The organism is Polynucleobacter bastaniensis (genome assembly GCF_018882205.1).
GTDB lineage: Bacteria > Pseudomonadota > Gammaproteobacteria > Burkholderiales > Burkholderiaceae > Polynucleobacter > Polynucleobacter bastaniensis.
In genome coordinates this window covers 91,109-110,260 of the sequence record NZ_JACVOU010000001.1, presented here as the reverse complement: position 1 = coordinate 110,260, position 19,152 = coordinate 91,109, and the positions used below count along the sequence as shown (strand labels likewise).

Sequence of the window (19,152 nt, the reverse complement as noted above, 5' to 3'; positions counted from 1 at the left end):
ATGAAGATGCATTTACAAAAATCTTACTTTGATATTTCACGTCTATTGGTAATGGCACTGATCGGCTTAGCTCTGCTAGCTTGCAGTCCCCAGCAGAGCTTTAAGAACGTGGATATTACGGGTAGCAAGGCATTTGGTACTGACTTTAGTTTGCTCGATCCTGACGGAAAGGTGAGAACACTCGCTGACTTTAAAGGCAAAGCAGTTTTGATGTTCTTTGGTTATACGCAGTGCCCCGATGTTTGTCCTACGACGCTGACTGAGATGCAGCAGGTCATGACTTTATTGGGTCCTCAGGCAGACAAGGTGCAAGTACTGTTTGTAACTGTGGACCCACAAAGAGATACCGCAGCAATCTTAAAACAGTATGTGCCGGCATTTGATTTGCGCTTCTTGGGTTTGCGTCCAGCCGATGAAGCATCTTTAGAAAAAGTGACTAAGGACTTTAAGGTTTACTACCAGAAGGTGCCCGGCACGAGTGCTGGGTCATACACGATGGATCACATGGCAGGAAGTTATGCCTTTGATCCAGAAGGGCGTTTACGCCTTTACATCAAGCATGCGCAAGGTGCTGAGACCTTGGCGCAAGACTTGAAAGAACTTCTGAAGTAAAAGCTTGGAAGCGAAGGCTGATTACGAAGATTAAGCAGCTTCAGTTTGCAAGAGACTGCGCATTTTTTTGAGCGCAGCAGTTTCAATCTGACGAACGCGCTCTGCAGAAATGCCATATTCGCTGGCGAGATCATGTAATGTTTTCGTTCCATGACCCTCTGCATCCATAGCCAACCAACGTGACTGCACAATATTGCGACTACGCTCATCGAGTGCCATGAGTGCTTGGTCAAGCTGAGGGCCATGTAATGCATCAGTCGCAGCAGCAGTGATCATTTCAGTAGGCTCTTGACTGTTATCAGCTAACCACTGAATAGGTGCGTAAGCTGATTCATCATTGCTGTCATCACCCTCTAGTGCAACATCGCCACCAGCAAGACGCATTTCCATTTCTTTCACGTCAGAGCCTTTGACATCGAGCGCTTTTGCTAAAGCCTCAACTTCATTTGGTGTCAGAGCAGCTAGAGTGGGCTTATTACTACGCAGATTAAAGAACAACTTGCGTTGGGCTTTGGTTGTAGCAACTTTGACTAAGCGCCAATTTTTGAGGATGTACTCATGAATCTCTGCCTTAATCCAATGGATAGCATAGGAGACTAAGCGCGCACCTTGGTTAGGGTCATAGCGTTTGACGGCCTTCATCAAACCAATATTGCCTTCTTGAATTAAGTCAGCGTGAGGAATGCCATAGCCAAGGTATTGACGTGCAACAGATACGACTAAGCGCAGGTGCGAGAGAACTAAAGTCTTCGCAGCATCGACATTTTCAGTGCGACGAAATTCTTGCGCGAGGTGCAGCTCCTCTGCAGCGCTGAGCATCGGCACCCGATTCACATAGGAGATGTAAGAGTCGAGTGTGCCAACCCCTAGGGAAGGCAGCATCGGAAAGGCGAGCGAAGCCGCAGCAGTCTGCGCTGCTGGCAATGTTTGCCTTGCTTGCAATTGCGGTTTGTATGCTTTCTTTTGAACCATTTTCTTCTATATACTTTTGGTATTAGTAGAAGTCTATTTTAGCACTCTTGTCAAGAGAGTGCTAATGGTTTTTTACTTCTATAAGTCTATGATTTAATTGAATAATTCAGAAGAATACTGGCTGGCCGTGAAGGGGGCTAAATCATCGATTCCCTCGCCTTTGCCTAAGGCTAGAACCGCTGGTTTGGGATCATCTTTGAGGGTGTGGGCAAGGGCGCAGATTACCCCGCCCTTAGCGGTGCCATCCAATTTAGTCACGATTAGGGCAGAGAGTTCTAAAGCGGCATGAAAGGCCCTTACTTGGCTTAAACCGTTTTGACCAGTGTTGCCATCTAGGATAAGCAAAGTTTGGTGAGGCGCCCCAGGAAGGGCCTTTCCAATCACTCTTTTGACCTTCTTTAACTCTTCCATTAGATGGTCTTGAGTAGCTAGTCTGCCAGCAGTATCAATAATCAAAATATCGCTTTTGCGAGAAATTGCCGCATGAATAGCATCGTGAGCCACTGCCGCCGCATCACCACTTTCTTGCATGATGACATCGACCTGATTGCGGCCACCCCATTCAAGGAGCTGGTTGCGTGCCGCAGCTCGGAAAGTATCACCGGCTGCCAGTAAGACGGATTTGCCTTGAGACTGAAAAAGTTTGCAGAGTTTACCGATCGTGGTGGTCTTGCCAGCGCCATTGACACCAATTACTAGCCACACCTCTGGTGTGGTCTTTTGCTCATGGACATACAAGGGATTGGGGTTGGGCTCCAAAACTTTCAGGAGCATCGCCACTTCTTCGATCAGTAGTTGCTTGAGCTCTTCCGGGCTGCTGGCCTTTTCCGAGTTGGCGGCTTTACGGAGCTTGCTAATCAATTGTTCGGTCGTGGGCAGACCCACATCGCTCAGAATGAGAGATTCTTCTAGGGCATCAAACCAGGCTTCATCAGTCTGACTAGATTTGAATAGGGATCCGAGGGTTTTACGTAGGCCGAACATAATCGATACAATTTAATCCTTGCATCTTATCAATTAAATTCTTGGGATAGGTGATCTTGCAGATGCGTTCAACTTTATTTAGTTTCTCTCTCTATTTAGTCCTCAGCTGTTCTGCTGCTTTGGCAGCTCCAGAGGTGGGTCAAGCAAATACCCACGAGTTTCAACTCCCCAATGGCCTTAAGTTGATTGTGCGTGAAGATCATCGAGCACCTACCGTCGCCCACATGGTTTGGTACCGCGCTGGATCTATAGATGAGGTGAACGGCAAGACTGGGGTAGCGCATGTGCTGGAGCACATGATGTTTAAGGGCACCCACAAAGTACAGTCAGGCGAGTTCTCTCGCTTGGTTGCGGCAGTAGGCGGTCGAGAAAATGCCTTTACCTCTCGTGATTACACGGCTTACTTTCAGCAAGTTGAAAAGTCTAAGTTAGATGAGGTAATGAGATTAGAGGCTGATCGGATGTCTAACCTCAATTTTGATGATGCAGAATTTCTGAAAGAAATCCAGGTGGTAATGGAGGAGCGTCGTCTGCGTACGGAAGATAATCCCAGTAGTTTGCTTAATGAAGCGCTCACTGCCACCGCTTATATGAGTTCCCCTTATCGTTATCCGGTGGTTGGGTGGATGAATGATTTGATCAATATGAAAGCCATAGATGCACGTGATTGGTATCGCAGTTGGTACAAACCAAATAACGCAACTGTCGTCATTGCAGGTGATGTTGATCCTCAAGCGATTCTGCGAGCAGTAGAAAAATACTACGGAGTTGCTTCCGCTAAAGAGTTACCAGAACGTAAGCCCCAGATTGAACCCGTGCAAAAAGGTACTAAGCGAGTGCAAGTAAAAGCGCCTGCCGATAGTGCGCAACTTGCAATGGCATGGAAAGTTCCTAAACTAGAAGTAGGGAGGCTGGACGATAATGAACCTTATGCGCTAGAGCTTTTATCTGCTGTGCTTGACGGTTATGACAACGCACGTTTAAATCGCACGCTGGTAAAGCAAGAGCGCGTAGTGAATGATGTAGGCGTCGGTTACGATATGATTTCTAGAGGGCCTGAACTCTTTTTTATTAGAAGCAGCATGGCTAAAGGCAAGACAGTAGAGCAGGCGGAAAAAAGTATTCGTAAAGCCTTAAAAGAAGTTGTTGATAAAGGAATCTTAGAGTCAGAGCTCAAGCGGGTGAAGGTGCGCATTTTGTCTGATCAAATTTATAAGCGCGATTCCATTTTTGGTCAGGCTATGGAAATCGGCACTACAGAGATGGCTGGATTCTCCTGGAAAGATATTGATAGGATGCTCGAGAAGATGCAAACCATTACTCCCGCACAAGTACAAGCCGTTGCAAAAAAATATTTAGTAGATGAGGGGCTCACCATAGCTGTACTAGACCCACAAGCACGCCAGTCGGGTGAGAGCAAGCAAGGAGGCAATCGTGATGCTAAATAAATTCTTCTCGCAAGCCAGCACTGCAATCGCACTGATAGTTGGAGTAAGTACATCTGCACACGCGATATTGCCTATAGAAAAGCTAGACTCCTTCAAGGGCGCGCAAGCTTATTTGGTGCAAACCAAGGCACTGCCCATGGTGGATATCGAGATCAGTATTGATGCAGGCGACCGTTACGATCCAGAAGTTAAAAGTGGCTTAGCTACGATGGCCGGGCGGCTAATGAACTATGGCGCTAAATCTGATCAGAGTTTGTTGAGCGAGGCACAGATTGCTGATGAGATTGCAGACCTTGGCGCAAACCTCGGTATTTCTGTTGGTGGTGAGCGCGCTGTCATGCGTATTCGGACTTTGAGTCGTAAAGATTTGCGTGATCGCGCCGTTCAGTTGGCTTCGGCGATGTTGAGCGCACCTACTTATGATGCAAAGATCTTAGCTCGTGAGAAGCAAAGAATGACTACTGCCTTGCTAGAGTCGGAGACGAAACCAGAGTCAGTTTTGGAGCGTCGCTTTAGAAAATCCGTTTATGGAAACTATCCGCTGGCCAATTCACCAACGGTAAAAAGTATTGCCAATATTAGCTCAACCGACCTGCAGCAGTTTCATAAGCAGCTTTACCGCGGCGATCGAATGATTGTCAGTATTGTGGGTGACGTAAGTAAAACCGAGGCTGCTGAAATTGTTCAGGGTTTATTGCAAAGAGTGCCTCAGTCTGGATCTCCTGTAGCTAAGTTACCTGAGTTTGAGCGCTCACCAGTAGAGCCTTTAAGTCAACGTGAAGTTGTTATTCCGTTTGATTCTCAGCAAGCGCATATTGCCATGGGGATGACTGCGATAAACCGTAACAACCCCGATTTCTTTCCGTTACTAGTGGGTAACTATATTTTGGGCGGTGGCGGCTTTGTATCCCGCCTGATGTCAGAGGTGCGCGAAAAGCGTGGCCTTGCTTATAGCGTGTTTAGTTACTTTGCCCCTGGTAAGGATGCAGGGATATTTCAGGCGGGCGTACAAACAAAGAATGATCAAGCTACTTTAGCTTTAGAGGTAATGAGCTCTACCATTGCGCAATTTATTACGGATGGCCCAACGCAAGCGGAGCTCGAGGCAGCCAAAGCAAACTTGATTAATGGCTACCCTTTAAGAATTGATAACAATCGCAAGTTGCTTGATAACGTGACATCCATTGCTTGGAATAATTTGCCTCTCGATACGATGGAGATTTGGACTAAGCAAGTCGAGGCAGTTAACCTTGAGCAAGTCAAAGTGGCGTTCCAAAAATACTTAGCCATGGATCGCATGAAAATTGTGGTCTTAGGAGCGAAAAATAAATAGGCTTGTTAAGTCAGCTTCATTAAGTAGAGGCTCTGAGCCCCCACAGAAAGTTCGTATTATTGGCGGGGTTTGGCGTAGTCGTTTGCTCAGCGTGTTGGATTTACCTGGTCTGCGTCCTAGTACCGATCGTGTCCGTGAGACTCTCTTTAATTGGCTCGGGCAAGATTTGGTCGGTTTGCATTGTTTAGATTTATTTGCTGGTACTGGCGCATTAGGTTTTGAGGCCGCCTCACGACATGCTAATTCAGTAACCCTATTAGAAAAAGACAAACAGGCCTATGCCAAACTCCTGGCTAATTTTGCTTTGCTAGGATCATTTCCTGCTCCTGGAGAGGTGCAGATTCTGCATAGAGATAGTTTGGAGTTCTTAAAACAACAAGCTGATCGCTCTAGCAACTTGATCTTTATAGACCCACCATTTCAGGAAGAGAGCCTGTTAAATCAAGCGCTTATAGAGGCTGCTCGTGTTTGTGATGACAGTGCTGGTGGGGGAATTTATGTAGAGTTTCCTGCTAGTCGCCCCCGTGAGCAGATTGAGGCCTTAGTACCTGATTGGCACTGTAAAAAATACTTAGAGGCTGGACAAGTAAAAGCTTGTCTATTTCGCTCTAAGAAGGGCTAAACTCTCCCCTGTAGCTGAAAAAGCCTTAGGAGCCTTATGACTGTTGCTGTATACCCTGGAACATTTGATCCCTTTACTCGTGGTCACGAAGACCTAGTACGCCGCGCCTCAAGTATTTTTGGCGAGCTCATTGTGGGTGTTGCTGATAGTCGTAGCAAGCGCCCTTTCTTTGCGCTGGATGAGCGCATTGAGATTGCCAAAGAAGTTCTTGGCCATTACTCCAACGTGAAGATCGTCGGGTTTACAGGTCTGTTAAAGGATTTTGCTCGCGAACATAATGCGCGCGTAATTGTGCGCGGCTTACGTGCAGTGTCTGATTTTGAATATGAATTCCAGATGGCTGGTATGAACCGCTATTTATTACCCGATGTTGAGACACTATTTCTGACGCCATCAGACCAATATCAATTTATCTCCGGCACCTTTGTGCGTGAGATTGCCTCTATGGGTGGTGATGTGAGTAAGTTCGTATTCCCATCGGTAGAGAAGTGGTTGATCAAAAAGATTGAAGCCAATAAGAGTAAAGAGTAAGGTCTCTAGGCGCACATATGGCTTTAATGATCACGGACGAATGCATTAATTGCGATGTGTGTGAGCCTGAATGCCCAAACGATGCAATCTATATGGGTCTAGAGATCTACGAGATTGATCCCAATAAATGCACTGAATGTGTAGGCCACTACGATGCGCCCCAATGTCAGCAAGTATGCCCGGTAGACTGTATACCGATGAATCCCAAGTTCACTGAAAATCAAACGCAGTTAATGGCAAAGTATCAAGCCTTAACTGCTGCCAAAAAAGCACTCGCTAAATAAGCAATTAGTATTGTTTAATTCGTTTTGGAGTGCAATTCCAGCATCGCTGCCTGAGCATCGCCCTTGAGGAATAAGGGCAGAATGTGCAAGCCATTTTCAATACTTGCATCAATCTGTTTTTGTTCCGCTTGCAGCGGCCTTCTCAATACGTAGTCCGCAACATCCATGACTCTTGCGCCTTCTGCAGCAAGATCGCGTGGGTGGCCAATACCCAGACGTAGGCGCCAGTAGTCAGCGGTTCCTAAGTGAGCTTGGATATCCTTTAAACCATTATGTCCACCAGTACCGCCACCAAGCTTGATACGTGCAGTACCAGGCTTGAGATCTAGCTCATCCTGCACTACCAGCACATCTTTAGGTGTAATTTTATGAAAGCGGCATAGTGCTCCAACAGCCTGACCGCTCAGGTTCATATAAGTGCTGGGCTTGAGTAAGAAGAGGTCCTCATCTTCCCATTTAGCCTTAGCCACTTTTCCATGAAAACGTTTTTCAGTTTCAAAGCGGACGTTTAATTGTTTGGCGAGTGCGTCCACAAACCAGAAGCCAGCATTGTGCCGATCTTCAATGTGTTCTTCACCTGGGTTGCCTAGGCCAATAATTAATTTAGTCATAATGAATGCTTAAGGATAAAAGCTTTTCTACAAAAAAGAAAACCCGCTTGTAAGCGGGCTTCCTCTGTCGCAAAAATAAGGCTTAAATGATTAAGCTTTATCCTTTGGGGCTTCAGCAGCAGGAGCCGCAGCAGCTACAGGAGCAGCTTCAGTATCAGCAGATTTCACTGCCGGGATACGCGCGTTAGCTAGTACTGGATTTTCTTGCTCAATATGCAATACCAAGGTAACGCCTTTTGGTAGTGCGATATCTTTAGCATGGATACCATGACCAACTTCAATCTTGCTTAAGTCCACTTCAATAAACTCTGGCAAATCTGCTGGTAAGCAAGAGATATCCAATTCAGTAGAGATGTGGCTAATGACGGCACCTTGCAATTTCACTGCAGCTGAAGTGTCAGCATTAATGAAGTGCAATGGAACGCGCATGTGAACTTTTTCAGTCGCGGAAACGCGCTGGAAGTCGATATGCAGAACCAAAGGCTTAAATGGATGCATCTGGTAATCGCGCAACAACACTTTTTGTGCTTTGCCGCCGATTTCGAGATCAAGGATGGATGAGTGGAATGCTTCCTTACGGAGAGCATGGAACAGTGCGTTGTGATCCAACTCAATTACAGTTGCGGTGTCTTTACCACCGTAGATGATGCCCGGAGTTTTACCGGAGTTGCGCAGACGGCGGCTCGCACCCGTTCCCTGTACGCTTCTTTCAAAGGCTACTACTTTCATATTCAATTCCTAAATTAAGGTTAATTTCCGTTCGCGACCAAACAGAAAAGCCTTTAATTATATCTTGGGAATCGTACTTTTTGCCTAGAAAAGGCTCAACATTGCCTAAAACTGGGGTGTAAACGCCATTTTTGGCTTATTCGGCGAACATTGACATTACTGAATCACCCTTACTAATGCGAGAAAGGGTTTCAGCCAGGATGGGGGCAACGCTCAATTGACGAATTTTGCTCACTTTCAAGGCTTCAGCAGTCAATGGAATGGTGTCAGTAACAACCAATTCGTCTAACTCAGAGGCAGCAATACGGGCTACAGCACCGCCAGACAGTACTGCATGAGTACAGTAAGCAGTAACGCCCTTGGCACCACGCTCTTTCAGTGCCTCAGCAGCTTTGCAAAGGGTTCCGCCGGTGTCAATAATGTCATCCATGATGACGCAGTGGCGACCCTCTACTTCACCGATTAAGTGCATTACTTCTGATACGTTAGCCTTAGGGCGGCGTTTATCAATAATCGCCAAATCTGTACCTAATTGCTTAGCCATTGCGCGAGCGCGCACAACACCGCCAATGTCCGGCGAAACAATAATGAGATCTTTTTTAGTTTTCTGAGCCTCTAAATCTGCCAAGAGAACCGGGGAGGCATAAATGTTATCCACTGGGATATCAAAGAAGCCCTGAATTTGGTCGGCATGAAGATCCATGGTCAAAACCCGCTCAATACCAGCAACAGATTGAAGCATGTTTGCAACAATTCTGGCGGAGATAGCAACCCGTGCAGAGCGTGGACGACGATCTTGTCTAGCGTAACCGAAGTAAGGAATCACTGCGGTTATGCGGCTTGCCGATGCTCGCTTAAGAGCATCAATCATGATCATGAGTTCCATCAAACTATCGTTCGTTGGAGCGCAAGTCGATTGGATAACGACCACGTTCTTGCCGCGGACGTTTTCTTGAATTTCTACCTGGATTTCACCATCGGAGAATCGACCAACAAATGCTTTTCCCATGGGGAGCTGGAGCTCTTTGGCTACCGCATGAGCCAAAACCGGATTTGCGTTGCCTGTGAAAAGAGTCAGTAAATCAGCGTTAATTGGGGCGGACATAGGTGATTTCGGAGTTTTGGTAGGGGTCGAATGGATATTTTTTTGGTCGTATCTACAGAGTTTGGCAGGGGAAGAAGGATTCGAACCTTCGCATGCTGGAATCAAAATCCAGTGCCTTAACCAGCTTGGCGATTCCCCTACAGGTCAATCTGAAGAAATCAAATTGTAAGCGGGATTTTTATTTAGTCCCCGAACAATTCGACCTATCCATCCTTTTGGAAGATTTTGCAGAAGATTTTCCAGATTTGCGGTGTCCGTCTTAGGGTCTAAGGCGGCAAAAACGCTACTTCCAGAGCCGGACATACAAGGCGCCGAGTTTGGCACTGCTTGGTAAATCCAATCTAAAGCTTGCTTCACTTCAGGACATTTCTGCACCGCTACTACCTGGCAATCATTCGACTGATATGAGCTTGGCGATGCAAGAAAACCATCTATTGTAATCGGTGCATGATCGCGGGTCAATTGAGAGTCTTGAAAAATCTGAGCAGTGGCAATTCCCTGATTAGGGAAGATCACGACAAAGTCTTGGGTTTCCAAGGAAATTGCCTGTAATTTCTCACCAATACCTTCAACAAATGCATTTTGGCCAAAGATGAAAAATGGCACATCTGCCCCCAGTTTTAGGCCGAGCTGACACAAGGTAGCGATATCAAGATGGAGGCCCCATAGGGTGTTGAGGCCAATGAGTGTGGATGCAGCATCAGAGGATCCACCGCCAAGACCTGCGCCCATGGGGATCATTTTTTTCAAGCCGATTTCAACGCCCTGATTGATCTTGCAAAAATCTTTTAAGGCTTGGGCGGCGCGAACAACTAAATCCTGTTGAGGGGGAACGCCTGGAATGGGATCAATACGACGAATCTCATTTTTAGAAATGTGCTTTAAGGTGAGGACGTCACACCAATCAATCAACTGGAAAACAGATTGGAGTAGGTGATAGCCATCTTCACGACGCCCAACAATGTGTAGAAATAGATTGAGCTTTGCGGGACAGTGGATTTCTACAGTCTTACTCATCAATCACACTTCACTCATTCGGATTATCAAACACCAAGCGGATATCAATCGAGCCAATATTAGAGCTGCGAGTCATCATGAGTTTTTCTAAACGCTGCGCATTATTCCAGTTGTAATTTAAGGTCCAACCGTCTTGCGTGATTTTGCTCACTTGTCCTTTTGTATTTCGCTCAACACTGGCATTACCACCGGGACGCGTTTTCCCACGTAACCAGTCTGATAAACCACGAGCAGGTAGTGGAAGTCCTAATGTATTTTGTATCAGAGTGTCAGCATCGATAGCTGTAGTGAGTTGTCCATCTCGCTCCAGAATCGCCTCACCCGGTTTTATCGTGATTTTTGCAATAGACCCACCTACTGGATTGCGAATTTCTAATACGTCGATCAATGCATCTTGAGTCAATGTAAATCCACCTGAGCCACCCTGATTTTTACTTTCGGTGAGTCCGGTAATCTTCACCGCAAAACGACCGTCCCATATGCCTTTGAGGGCGGTATCTGCTAGCGACCAATCAGGCTTTAAGCGCTTCAAAGTTTCTTTGAGGGTCGGGTTATTGGCATCTAATTGCTGCCCTTTGCGCCACATATCTTCCGCCTCGATTGGGCGATTCATTACCCATAGGACTTCCCCAATATGTGCGGCAATATCTGCTTCAGGTTTCATACTAAATGCTTGTCGCAGTTGTTCTAAGGCAAGATCATTTTTACCCATGCGAAAGTTCACCCAACCAAGACTGTCTAATATAAAACCATCCTTAGGCGAGAGTTGATGTGCTTTGCTAATGAGCTTAAATGCTTCTGGCAACTTCTGATTGCGATCGGCTAGTGAGTAGCCAAGTGCATTTAGGCTATTGACATCATTCGGGTTCTTGCGCAAGATTTCGCGCAGGGTTTTCTCCATTACATCGAGATGTCCTGATTTTTCAGCAGACATGGCATAGGTGTAAAGAAGTCCTTGATCTTTTGGTTCTGACTTTAATGTTGAAACAATTTCATAGAAAGCTCTTAGCGCTTCTGATTCATCACTTGCTTTAACTAATAGCGCCTGAATCTGTAGCAAAGTATTTTCACGTTGCGCCGGTGTTAGCTGATTTAAGAGTGAGATGGCAGGTTTGACTGCATCTGACCAGCGTTGATTCAGAATTAAGAGAGTGACGAGCACTTCTTTGGGTTTAGTTTGTTTCGATCCAGCTAAACCATCCCAAGTTTGCGCTGCTTGTAGTGCAAGATCAGGCGCACCTGCAGTAATCGCGATCTCCATAGCTCTTTGCGCTAAACGGGGATCCTCTAGCTGGCGAGCGAGGTCCAGATAGGTGGTGTATGCCAAGCCGGCCTCGCCACGCTGAAGGGCGATTTCAGAGGCCAGCACCTCAAATACAGCTTGACCGCTATCCAGACTGCTAGGTTTCGCGATGCTATTGCTGGAAAGTAGGCTAAAGCCTAGCCCAGTAGCAAGCAGTAAGACCCTAATAGAGGGTTCTAATGAGAATTTGGTCATAAGCACATTCTAATCCGCGAATCTACAATTCATTTATGCCAGAACTTCCAGAAGTCGAAGTTACCCGATTGGGTATCCAGCCCCATTTAGAGGGGCTCAGGGTAAGCGCAGTCAAAATTATCGATGGTCGCTTGCGCTGGCCGGTCCCGAGAAATTTAAATACCTTGCTTACCGGTCAGAAAGTCTTGGGGATAGAACGCCGTGGCAAGTATCTTTTAATGGAATTTGGTACGGGTTATCTATTGCTGCACCTAGGTATGACCGGAACATTACGGGTCCTACCCAGTAGCGATCCTCTTAAGTTACATGATCGGGTGACATTCGAGTTTGGCAAGCTGAGTTTGCGTTTGCATGATCCCCGAAAGTTTGGGGCTGTTTTATGGCACCCAAAATCCATAGGACCAATTGAGAGTAATGCGCTTTTACAAAAACTAGGAGTGGAGCCTTTTTCCCCTGAGTTTGCAGGCGAGCTTGGTACTGAGGTTCTGTATCAGTGCTCACGCAAACGTAGTGTTGCTGTGAAGCAATTTTTATTAGCAGGGCAAGCAGTGGTGGGTGTCGGCAATATCTATTGTTCTGAAAGTTTATTTGAGGCGGGGATTCATCCGGCAAAAGCTGCTGGAAAACTCACGCGTCCACAATGCTCTAGGCTGGCGACTGCGGTGAAATTGATTTTGAAAAAAGCGATTGCTGCAGGTGGTAGTTCTTTAAAAGACTTTGTGAACAGCGAAGGTGACCCAGGGTACTTCATGGTGCAAACCAAAGTCTACGATCGCAAAGATCAGCCTTGCAAGGTATGTAAGACAGTGATTAAACAAATAGTGCAAGGTCAGCGCTCTACTTACTTTTGCCCTCAATGTCAGAAGCGTTAATCAAGCACTTTGCTACTAATCTGATCGCTTGGCATGGCAAGGATGGACGCCAAGGCTTGCCGTGGCAGAGTATTCGAGACCCCTATGCAGTGTGGGTTTCTGAAATCATGCTGCAACAAACTCAGGTAGCTACTGTTCTAGAGCGCTACCCCCGTTTTATGAAACGTTTTCCGACGGTAAAAAAATTGGCTGCTGCACCACTAGATGATGTCTTAGCCGAGTGGGCGGGACTTGGCTATTACACGCGTGCTCGCAATCTCCATGCTTGTGCCAAGCAGGTGATGGAAGAATTTGGGGGTAAGTTTCCCAATGACCCAGTATTGCTCGAACAGCTCAAGGGTATTGGTAGATCTACAGCAGGTGCTATAGCCGCATTTGCCTTTTATGAGCGGGCACCGATTCTGGATGCGAACGTCAAACGAATTTTGGCGCGACTATTTGGCATGGATGGCGCTATCCAAGAAAAAGCAGTAAACGACGAGTTGTGGCTATTAGCTAAAACACTGCTCCCTAAAAAAGCTGCGGATATGCCGGTGTATACACAGGCTTTGATGGATTTTGGTGCTACCTGGTGCACTTCTCGTAAACCTATCTGTTTGAGTGGGGCAAGAAAATGCCCATTTGAAAAAGAGTGCCAAGCCAATCTCAGTGATCAGGTCCTGCTATTGCCTCGTAAAGTCATCAAAACAAAATCCCCTGAATTTAGTTGCGACATGTTGTTACTCCGTCAGGGTGATTCAGTATTGCTACAAAGGCGTCCCGAGAAAGCCATTTGGGGCGGACTTTGGTCTTTACCTGAGTCTACTTGGAGAACCAAAGAAAAAAGCTCTAAACCTACAAGCAATGCAGTTAATTTAACTGCGAAAGAATTGTTTCAGCTGACGCTGCCAGACGAAAAGATCTCTAGCGCCTCAAAGAGTGCTTACTCAATTGAACGGGGGCTTGAAATTAAGCATGTCTTCACGCATCGTCGTTTATGGATGCAGATTTGGCACGTAACCTTAGGTACTACGGTGAAATTCGCTAGCGCTGATTTGAAGTGGATTCCTTTGCGACAGCTAGGAAAGTACGGCTTGCCTCAGCCAATTAAATTGCTTTTGCAGGGATTGAGTCTAGCTCGCGGTGACGACTTAAGAAATTAATTTGGAGTTCTGTCAAATCCTTTTGCGGCAGAAAATGCGCAATGATGCGACTCACAAGATACACCGAGCGATGCTGTCCGCCGGTACAGCCGATAGCGACCGTAAGATAACTACGACCATCTGCAATGTAGTGAGGCAACCATTTTTCAATAAAATGAATGATGTCATTTTCCATGCTGACGACTTCAGGAATTTTTTCTAAGAACTCGCGAACTGGCTGATCTTTACCAGACATAGGACGTAACACTTTGTCATAGTGTGGATTGGGTAGGCAGCGAACATCAAATACGAGATCCGCTTCACTGGGCAAGCCTTTTTTAAATCCAAAAGATTCAAAAATAACGGTGAGTCCTTGTGGCTTATCTTTTAGAAGATCTTGGATCCAGGATCGTAGAGCATGAGCGGGTAGATTGCTAGTATCAATACTATGCGCTTGAGCACGCAGAGGCTCTAAGAGATTGCGCTCTTTATCAATAGCCTCGATCAGGGTGGCAGCTTGGGTTTGCTGCGTTTTTCCAGAAAGCGGATGGCGCCTGCGGGTTTCAGAGAAACGCTGGATCAACGTATTGGTATCAGCATTCAGGAAAACAATACGTACCTGATGGTTGCGTCTGAGATTTTCTAAAATCTGAGGAAGCTCTGCAATTGACTGGCCGCGACGTGCATCAATAGCAACCGCAACACGTTCACTTTTTTCACCCTCTAGTGTAGTGATGAGATTTTCTAGAAGAGTGACTGGAAGGTTATCAACGCAGTCATAACCTGCATCCTCAAAGGCTCTCAGTGCAACTGATTTACCTGAGCCAGAGATGCCGGTAATCAGATTAATTTGCATATTAAATGAGACGACCTTGTGACTTTGAGGACTCTGCTTCAGCATTCATTTGCAAACGCTGGCGCTCCATGAATTCTTTTAAGGTGTCAATCCCTCGTAGTTGCAAAATCGTATTGCGTACGGCAGCCTCTACGAGAACTGCCAAGTTACGACCTGCAGCTACCTGAATTTTGACAGTTCTAATTGCCACGCCCAGTACATCAATATGTTGAGTTTCTAGAGGTAGGCGCTCAAACTCACCATCGTTGCGACGAACTAATTGCACTATTAAGCGCAATTTTAATTTCCGACGTACGGCTGTTTCACCAAAGATGGTGCGGATATCCAATAAGCCTAGTCCTCGAACTTCCAGGAGATTGCGCAGAATCACAGGGCAGCGACCCTCGATATAGTCTGGCCCGAGTCGAGCAAAGTCCACTGCATCATCAGCTACCAAGCCGTGGCCCCGAGAAATCAGCTCTAAACCCAATTCGCTTTTACCTAAGCCAGACTCGCCCATGATCAAAACTCCTAAGCCCAGAATATCCATAAATACGCCGTGCATCGTAATCTGGGGCGCGCCAATCTTAGTCAGGTAGGTGCGAAGGTGATCAATTACTTCAGCAGCTGATATGGCTGTTGTAAAGAGTGGGGTAGAGGATCGTTGGCAAAAGAGTTGAAGGGCAGCATCCGCTGCTTTACCGTCGGCCACAATCACACAAGGTGGCATTTTAGAGATGAGGTCGAAGATCTGTTCTTCTCGCTGCTGCGTCTCAAGTTGGGCGTGATAATTAATCTCCTGCTCACCAAAAATCTGAATACGGCTTGGGTGAATGAGATTTAAGTGACCCACCAAGTCTGAGCTAGCTGCGGCAGCTTTAACTGCCTCTGGCGGAAATCGTCTGTCCGCACCTTCAAGGCCGCCAATCCAGGACAGCTTGAGATCAGAAACATTGTCATCAAAGATCTGTTGGGCGGTAATTCCTTCAAGTAGTAGGGGCTGAGTAGTCAAGTTGAACCCCACGTTTGTAGGATTTCACACACCTTCTCTGGACTGCCCTCCGATGCTAGGAGCTTACGGGTATTCTGATCGGATAAGAGCTGTGCAATCGAGGACAGAATTTCTAAATGTTGCTGAGTTGCTTTTTCAGGAACAAGTAAAAAAATGAGGATGGATACAGCCTCACCATCGGGCGCAGCAAATTCAATCGGTTCTTGTAGTTTGACGAATGCAGCAATCGGCTGTTTTAGCCCCCTTACGCGACCGTGTGGGATGGCAACGCCAGCGCCTAGTGCGGTAGAGCCTAAGTCTTCGCGCGCATTTAAGAATCCAACAATTGCCTCGGCTTCAAGACCTGCTTGTTTGGCAAATAGTTGCCCTACGGCCGAAAATGCCTCAGTCCTATTTTTAGAGGGACTATTTAAGGCAATACGGTCTAAAGCGAAAAGATCGGTCAGGGCATTCATGTCACTAGATTATAGATGTCCTGACATTAGAGATTACTCAAAATGTTTTTCGTGGTGATGATCTTGAATTTTTTCTTTGTGCTTCACAACTTGACGCTCAAGTTTATCAACTACTGCATCCATGGCATGGTAGAGGTCTGCGTTATGTGCTTCGGCAAAGAGTTCTTTACCTTTAAGGTGGATGGTGATCTCGGCTGCTTGACGAAGACCTTTTTCTTTGGCGTTATCGACAATCAGAAATGCGGTGGCATCTAAAACGTGGTCAAAGTGTTTACGAATTTTTTCCATCCCAGCTTCGAGGTGGGAACGCATAGCTGGAGTAACTTCAACATGACGGCTATTAATTTTCAGATTCATCAGCAGCTCCTATTCATAGAAAAACAAAATGCGTGCGCAAATAATTACCCGAGGTGCGCAGCAGGCCCCTGTAATGTTGTACTTGTTTATACGGAAATGGACTTCATGAACCTCCAGCGTATCAGCGATTTTGCTGAAAACCAAGGGGGCAGATCATGTTTATTTGATAAATACTCGAAAAGCCTCGAATACTTACATGCGGAAGTTTTCGCCTAGGTAGACTCGTCTGACGGCATCATTCTCGATAATTTGGTCTGGTTTGCCTTCTGCTAGAACGCTACCTTCGCTGATGATGTAGGCATGATCACAAATCCCCAGGGTCTCTCGAACGTTATGGTCGGTAATAAGTACGCCAATTTGGCGGTCTCTTAAGAAACGTACAATCCGCTGGATTTCTCCAACCGCAATTGGGTCAACGCCAGCAAATGGCTCATCAAGCAAAATGAACTTAGGCTGGGAGGCTAGTGCTCTAGCAATCTCAACACGGCGGCGCTCGCCACCAGATAGGGAGAGAGCGGGGTTGTCGCGTAGATGACTGATTTGGAGCTCGCCCAGGAGCTCATCTAGGCGATGTGCTATTTCAGCCTTGCTTAATGTTTTTCCACCTTGTACTTGCAGCTCTAAGACGGCTTGGATATTTTCAGCCACATTGAGCTTTCTGAAAACAGAAGCCTCTTGTGGGAGGTAGGACAGGCCCATACGAGCTCGTTCATGAATGGGTAGACGCGTAATATCAATGCCGTCTAAAACAATGCTCCCACCATCCAAAGGAACTAGACCAACAATCATGTAGAAAGAGGTTGTTTTGCCGGCGCCATTTGGCCCCAAAAGCCCAACCACTTCCCCGCATTTCACTTCTATCGATACATCCCGAACTACTGTGCGAGAGCCATAGCGCTTTTGAAGGTGCTGAGCACCTAAGGTTGCTGGTTTTTGAGTGCTACTGGAATTCGTGGTCATTTCTCTAGTGTAGCTTTTCTTCTTGGTGAAAGGATGGCTCGAGCTAGTGGCAGGTCTTCTGCTTTGGCATCAGTAGGCGGTAAGACTTGATAGCGCTGCTGAACATCATCGTAGTCAATTTTCCAACCGTGTAATTGATCTAGCATTTGCATATTGTGAAGACGCTTCAAGCTGGCATCACCAGTTAGCGTGAGAAGCTCAGTTTTTGCATTGTAGGTAACCGTTTTGCCCCGACCCTGCATAAACTCATTAGCGGGCCCTTCACGTCTTTGTCTAAAGCTGGCAGTAGATTCTGAATTACCCTGAACATCAACGTACTCATAACCCTCGGGGTCGACTTTGATATTGCCCTTCGCACCAGTAATCAAAATACTGCCTTTGATTAAGAGCACTTCACCATCAAGCTCATAGACTTGTTGTACGTCATTCACAGATACTTTTTCTGCTTCCAAGATGATGGGTTTATCTTGATCGGCTTTTTCAGCATGAGCGGTAAGGCAAGTGCCTAGTAGCGCAGACACTATAAGAAATTTTCGCAATAGTTTCATTGCTGCGCTCCAGGTTGTATGCGCTCGATACGACCCTTTACTTGACCAGATAAAACCATGCTTTGTTCGATGTTGTTAAATACGCCGCCATCAGTTGAGTGCATCACAGAAACCCCTTGCTCAAGCGTAATAGGTTTATCCGTTTTAATAATGTCATCATTAATGAGCACTTTGAAATAAGAGGAGCGCGCAAGCATACGCGGTCTTGCTGGCTCAGATGCCGAAGCAGCTTGTTGTGGCCGAAATATTTCGGCGTTATCAATCAGATCCAAAATCGTCAGATCGCCGTCTAAATGACCCTTGTCTGCCTTGACAGTCACCGGTGACTTTTCAGGAGGGAACAAGCGTATGCGCGGTGTTTCAATATCGATTGAAGCATCGTCGTCGTAGTGAATCACTTTCTTGCCAAGCACGCGATATTTAGTATCACCGGATTCATTGAGGGCGGATAAGGCGCCATTGCTAATTGTGTAGTCAGGCTCATGAAGGCGCACACGTTCAATTGCTGATTTTTCTGCCGGTGTATTTTTCTTCACTAACCAAAACGTGACAAGAGTGAGCGTGCCCATCAGAATCAAAGGCATCAGACGTAAGGATGTACGCCAGATGCTCAGTTTGATTTTTTGGGTATTTAGTTCCATTGCTTATTGACCTTAAGCGCGCGCCTGAGCGAGTAATTCCTCATAACGGTTTTGCGCCTTCAAGATCAGATCACAGACTTCACGTACCGCACCACTACCGCCAGATCGAGTGGTGACAAAGTGAGCTATTTCTTTCACAGCATCATGTCCTTGCGCAGGACATATCTTCAAACCTGCAGACTTCATCATTTGAAAATCAGGCCAGTCATCGCCCATCACTGCACAATCGCTAGACTGCAACTCGAGAGATTGCAGCATATTTTTTAAGGCTGCGGCTTTATCTTCAACACCCATGTGTACGTGTTTGATGCCAAGCTCATCGCAACGGGCCAAAACCATTTTGGAGTTACGGCCCGTAATGATCGCTGTCGAAATACCTATCTTTTCCAATAACTTAATTCCCAAGCCATCCTGAATATCAAAAGCTTTGAGGGACTCTTTACCGTTTTCACCGATAAAAACTTGGCCATTGGTCAATACGCCATCAACATCTAGAACGAGAAGCTTGACCGCCCCAGCACGATCCCAAGCCTGTGGATATTGGCTTAAAGGGTTAGTGTTATGAGTGTGAAAGGCAGTTGGCATATAAGCGGGTAAATGAATAA

General features: G+C 46.4%; 23 protein-coding genes and 1 tRNA gene. 8 read left to right on the top strand and 16 right to left on the bottom strand.

Annotated elements, in window-relative coordinates; genetic code table 11:
* Nucleotides 1–6: 6 nt before the first annotated feature.
* Complete coding sequence (locus ICN22_RS00555) at nt 7–612, top strand: SCO family protein (protein WP_216168397.1); 606 nt, start codon at nt 7–9, stop codon at nt 610–612.
* Between the two features lie 30 nt (nt 613–642).
* Here ICN22_RS00555 and rpoH read toward each other — a convergent pair whose 3' ends face one another.
* Both rpoH and ftsY read right to left on the bottom strand, forming a co-directional pair.
* On the bottom strand, nt 643–1,584 hold the full coding sequence (gene rpoH / locus ICN22_RS00550; protein WP_216168396.1) for an RNA polymerase sigma factor RpoH: 942 nt from the start codon (nt 1,582–1,584) through the stop codon (nt 643–645).
* Nucleotides 1,585–1,677: 93 nt separating this feature from the next.
* On the bottom strand, nt 1,678–2,568 hold the full coding sequence (gene ftsY, locus ICN22_RS00545) for a signal recognition particle-docking protein FtsY (RefSeq protein WP_216168395.1): 891 nt from the start codon (nt 2,566–2,568) through the stop codon (nt 1,678–1,680).
* A gap of 62 nt (nt 2,569–2,630) precedes the next feature.
* Here ftsY and ICN22_RS00540 point away from each other — a divergent pair, with 62 nt between their 5' ends.
* Genes ICN22_RS00540 through ICN22_RS00520 form a run of 5 tightly spaced genes read left to right on the top strand, consistent with a single transcriptional unit; the run spans nt 2,631 to nt 6,786 of the window.
* Nucleotides 2,631–4,016: a M16 family metallopeptidase gene (locus tag ICN22_RS00540; protein ID WP_216168394.1), complete on the top strand. Its 1,386-nt coding sequence runs from the start codon at nt 2,631–2,633 to the stop codon at nt 4,014–4,016.
* The gene (locus ICN22_RS00535; protein ID WP_216168796.1) at nt 4,006–5,349 is read left to right on the top strand and encodes a M16 family metallopeptidase; all 1,344 of its coding nucleotides are present in this window, start codon (nt 4,006–4,008) and stop codon (nt 5,347–5,349) included. The genes ICN22_RS00540 and ICN22_RS00535 overlap by 11 nt, the downstream gene beginning before the upstream one ends.
* Nucleotides 5,342–5,971 carry a 16S rRNA (guanine(966)-N(2))-methyltransferase RsmD gene (gene rsmD, locus ICN22_RS00530; protein WP_216168795.1) on the top strand — a complete coding sequence of 210 codons (630 nt, stop codon included), beginning with the start codon at nt 5,342–5,344 and terminating at the stop codon, nt 5,969–5,971. Before ICN22_RS00535 ends, rsmD begins: the two co-directional genes overlap by 8 nt.
* Nucleotides 5,972–6,007: 36 nt before the next feature.
* On the top strand, nt 6,008–6,502 hold the full coding sequence (gene coaD, locus ICN22_RS00525; protein ID WP_215328105.1) for a pantetheine-phosphate adenylyltransferase: 495 nt from the start codon (nt 6,008–6,010) through the stop codon (nt 6,500–6,502).
* Between the two features lie 17 nt (nt 6,503–6,519).
* Nucleotides 6,520–6,786, top strand: a complete 267-nt coding sequence (locus ICN22_RS00520) for a YfhL family 4Fe-4S dicluster ferredoxin (protein WP_216168393.1) — start codon at nt 6,520–6,522, stop codon at nt 6,784–6,786.
* A 14-nt stretch (nt 6,787–6,800) separates the two neighbouring features.
* Here the strand turns inward: ICN22_RS00520 and pth are convergent, their stop codons facing one another.
* The 6 genes from pth to ICN22_RS00490 form a co-directional block, all read right to left on the bottom strand.
* Nucleotides 6,801–7,397: an aminoacyl-tRNA hydrolase gene (pth, locus tag ICN22_RS00515; protein ID WP_216168392.1), complete on the bottom strand. Its 597-nt coding sequence runs from the start codon at nt 7,395–7,397 to the stop codon at nt 6,801–6,803.
* 90 nt (nt 7,398–7,487) lie between these two features.
* Nucleotides 7,488–8,126 carry a 50S ribosomal protein L25/general stress protein Ctc gene (locus tag ICN22_RS00510; RefSeq protein WP_216168391.1) on the bottom strand — a complete coding sequence of 213 codons (639 nt, stop codon included), beginning with the start codon at nt 8,124–8,126 and terminating at the stop codon, nt 7,488–7,490.
* A 136-nt stretch (nt 8,127–8,262) separates the two neighbouring features.
* Complete coding sequence (locus ICN22_RS00505; protein WP_216863439.1) at nt 8,263–9,231, bottom strand: ribose-phosphate pyrophosphokinase; 969 nt, start codon at nt 9,229–9,231, stop codon at nt 8,263–8,265.
* A gap of 62 nt (nt 9,232–9,293) precedes the next feature.
* Nucleotides 9,294–9,370, bottom strand: a tRNA-Gln gene (locus ICN22_RS00500).
* A 5-nt stretch (nt 9,371–9,375) separates the two neighbouring features.
* Complete coding sequence (ispE, locus tag ICN22_RS00495; RefSeq protein ID WP_216168390.1) at nt 9,376–10,248, bottom strand: 4-(cytidine 5'-diphospho)-2-C-methyl-D-erythritol kinase; 873 nt, start codon at nt 10,246–10,248, stop codon at nt 9,376–9,378.
* Between the two features lie 10 nt (nt 10,249–10,258).
* Nucleotides 10,259–11,746: an outer membrane lipoprotein LolB gene (locus ICN22_RS00490; RefSeq protein ID WP_216168389.1), complete on the bottom strand. Its 1,488-nt coding sequence runs from the start codon at nt 11,744–11,746 to the stop codon at nt 10,259–10,261.
* 35 nt (nt 11,747–11,781) lie between these two features.
* On the opposite strand from ICN22_RS00490, the gene mutM reads away from it, so the two are divergent.
* Nucleotides 11,782–12,618: a bifunctional DNA-formamidopyrimidine glycosylase/DNA-(apurinic or apyrimidinic site) lyase gene (gene mutM, locus ICN22_RS00485; protein ID WP_216168388.1), complete on the top strand. Its 837-nt coding sequence runs from the start codon at nt 11,782–11,784 to the stop codon at nt 12,616–12,618.
* A complete protein-coding gene (gene mutY / locus ICN22_RS00480; protein WP_216168387.1) occupies nt 12,603–13,760 on the top strand; it encodes an A/G-specific adenine glycosylase in 1,158 nt (385 codons plus the stop codon). The genes mutM and mutY overlap by 16 nt, the downstream gene beginning before the upstream one ends.
* Here mutY and rapZ read toward each other — a convergent pair.
* The 8 genes from rapZ to ICN22_RS00440 form a co-directional block, all read right to left on the bottom strand.
* Nucleotides 13,705–14,595: an RNase adapter RapZ gene (gene rapZ / locus ICN22_RS00475; protein WP_216168386.1), complete on the bottom strand. Its 891-nt coding sequence runs from the start codon at nt 14,593–14,595 to the stop codon at nt 13,705–13,707. The genes mutY and rapZ overlap by 56 nt on opposite strands.
* A gap of 1 nt (nt 14,596) precedes the next feature.
* On the bottom strand, nt 14,597–15,586 hold the full coding sequence (gene hprK / locus ICN22_RS00470) for an HPr(Ser) kinase/phosphatase (RefSeq protein ID WP_216168385.1): 990 nt from the start codon (nt 15,584–15,586) through the stop codon (nt 14,597–14,599).
* Nucleotides 15,583–16,041, bottom strand: a complete 459-nt coding sequence (locus ICN22_RS00465; protein WP_216168384.1) for a PTS sugar transporter subunit IIA — start codon at nt 16,039–16,041, stop codon at nt 15,583–15,585. Before ICN22_RS00465 ends, hprK begins: the two co-directional genes overlap by 4 nt.
* Nucleotides 16,042–16,074: 33 nt before the next feature.
* A complete protein-coding gene (gene hpf, locus ICN22_RS00460) occupies nt 16,075–16,398 on the bottom strand; it encodes a ribosome hibernation-promoting factor, HPF/YfiA family (protein WP_216168383.1) in 324 nt (107 codons plus the stop codon).
* A 192-nt stretch (nt 16,399–16,590) separates the two neighbouring features.
* Nucleotides 16,591–17,358: an LPS export ABC transporter ATP-binding protein gene (lptB, locus tag ICN22_RS00455; RefSeq protein ID WP_216168382.1), complete on the bottom strand. Its 768-nt coding sequence runs from the start codon at nt 17,356–17,358 to the stop codon at nt 16,591–16,593.
* Complete coding sequence (gene lptA, locus ICN22_RS00450; RefSeq protein WP_216168381.1) at nt 17,355–17,906, bottom strand: lipopolysaccharide transport periplasmic protein LptA; 552 nt, start codon at nt 17,904–17,906, stop codon at nt 17,355–17,357. Before lptA ends, lptB begins: the two co-directional genes overlap by 4 nt.
* Nucleotides 17,903–18,547, bottom strand: a complete 645-nt coding sequence (gene lptC / locus ICN22_RS00445; protein ID WP_216168380.1) for an LPS export ABC transporter periplasmic protein LptC — start codon at nt 18,545–18,547, stop codon at nt 17,903–17,905. The genes lptA and lptC overlap by 4 nt, the downstream gene beginning before the upstream one ends.
* A gap of 12 nt (nt 18,548–18,559) precedes the next feature.
* Complete coding sequence (locus ICN22_RS00440) at nt 18,560–19,132, bottom strand: KdsC family phosphatase (RefSeq protein ID WP_216168379.1); 573 nt, start codon at nt 19,130–19,132, stop codon at nt 18,560–18,562.
* Between the last annotated feature and the right edge of the window lie 20 nt (nt 19,133–19,152).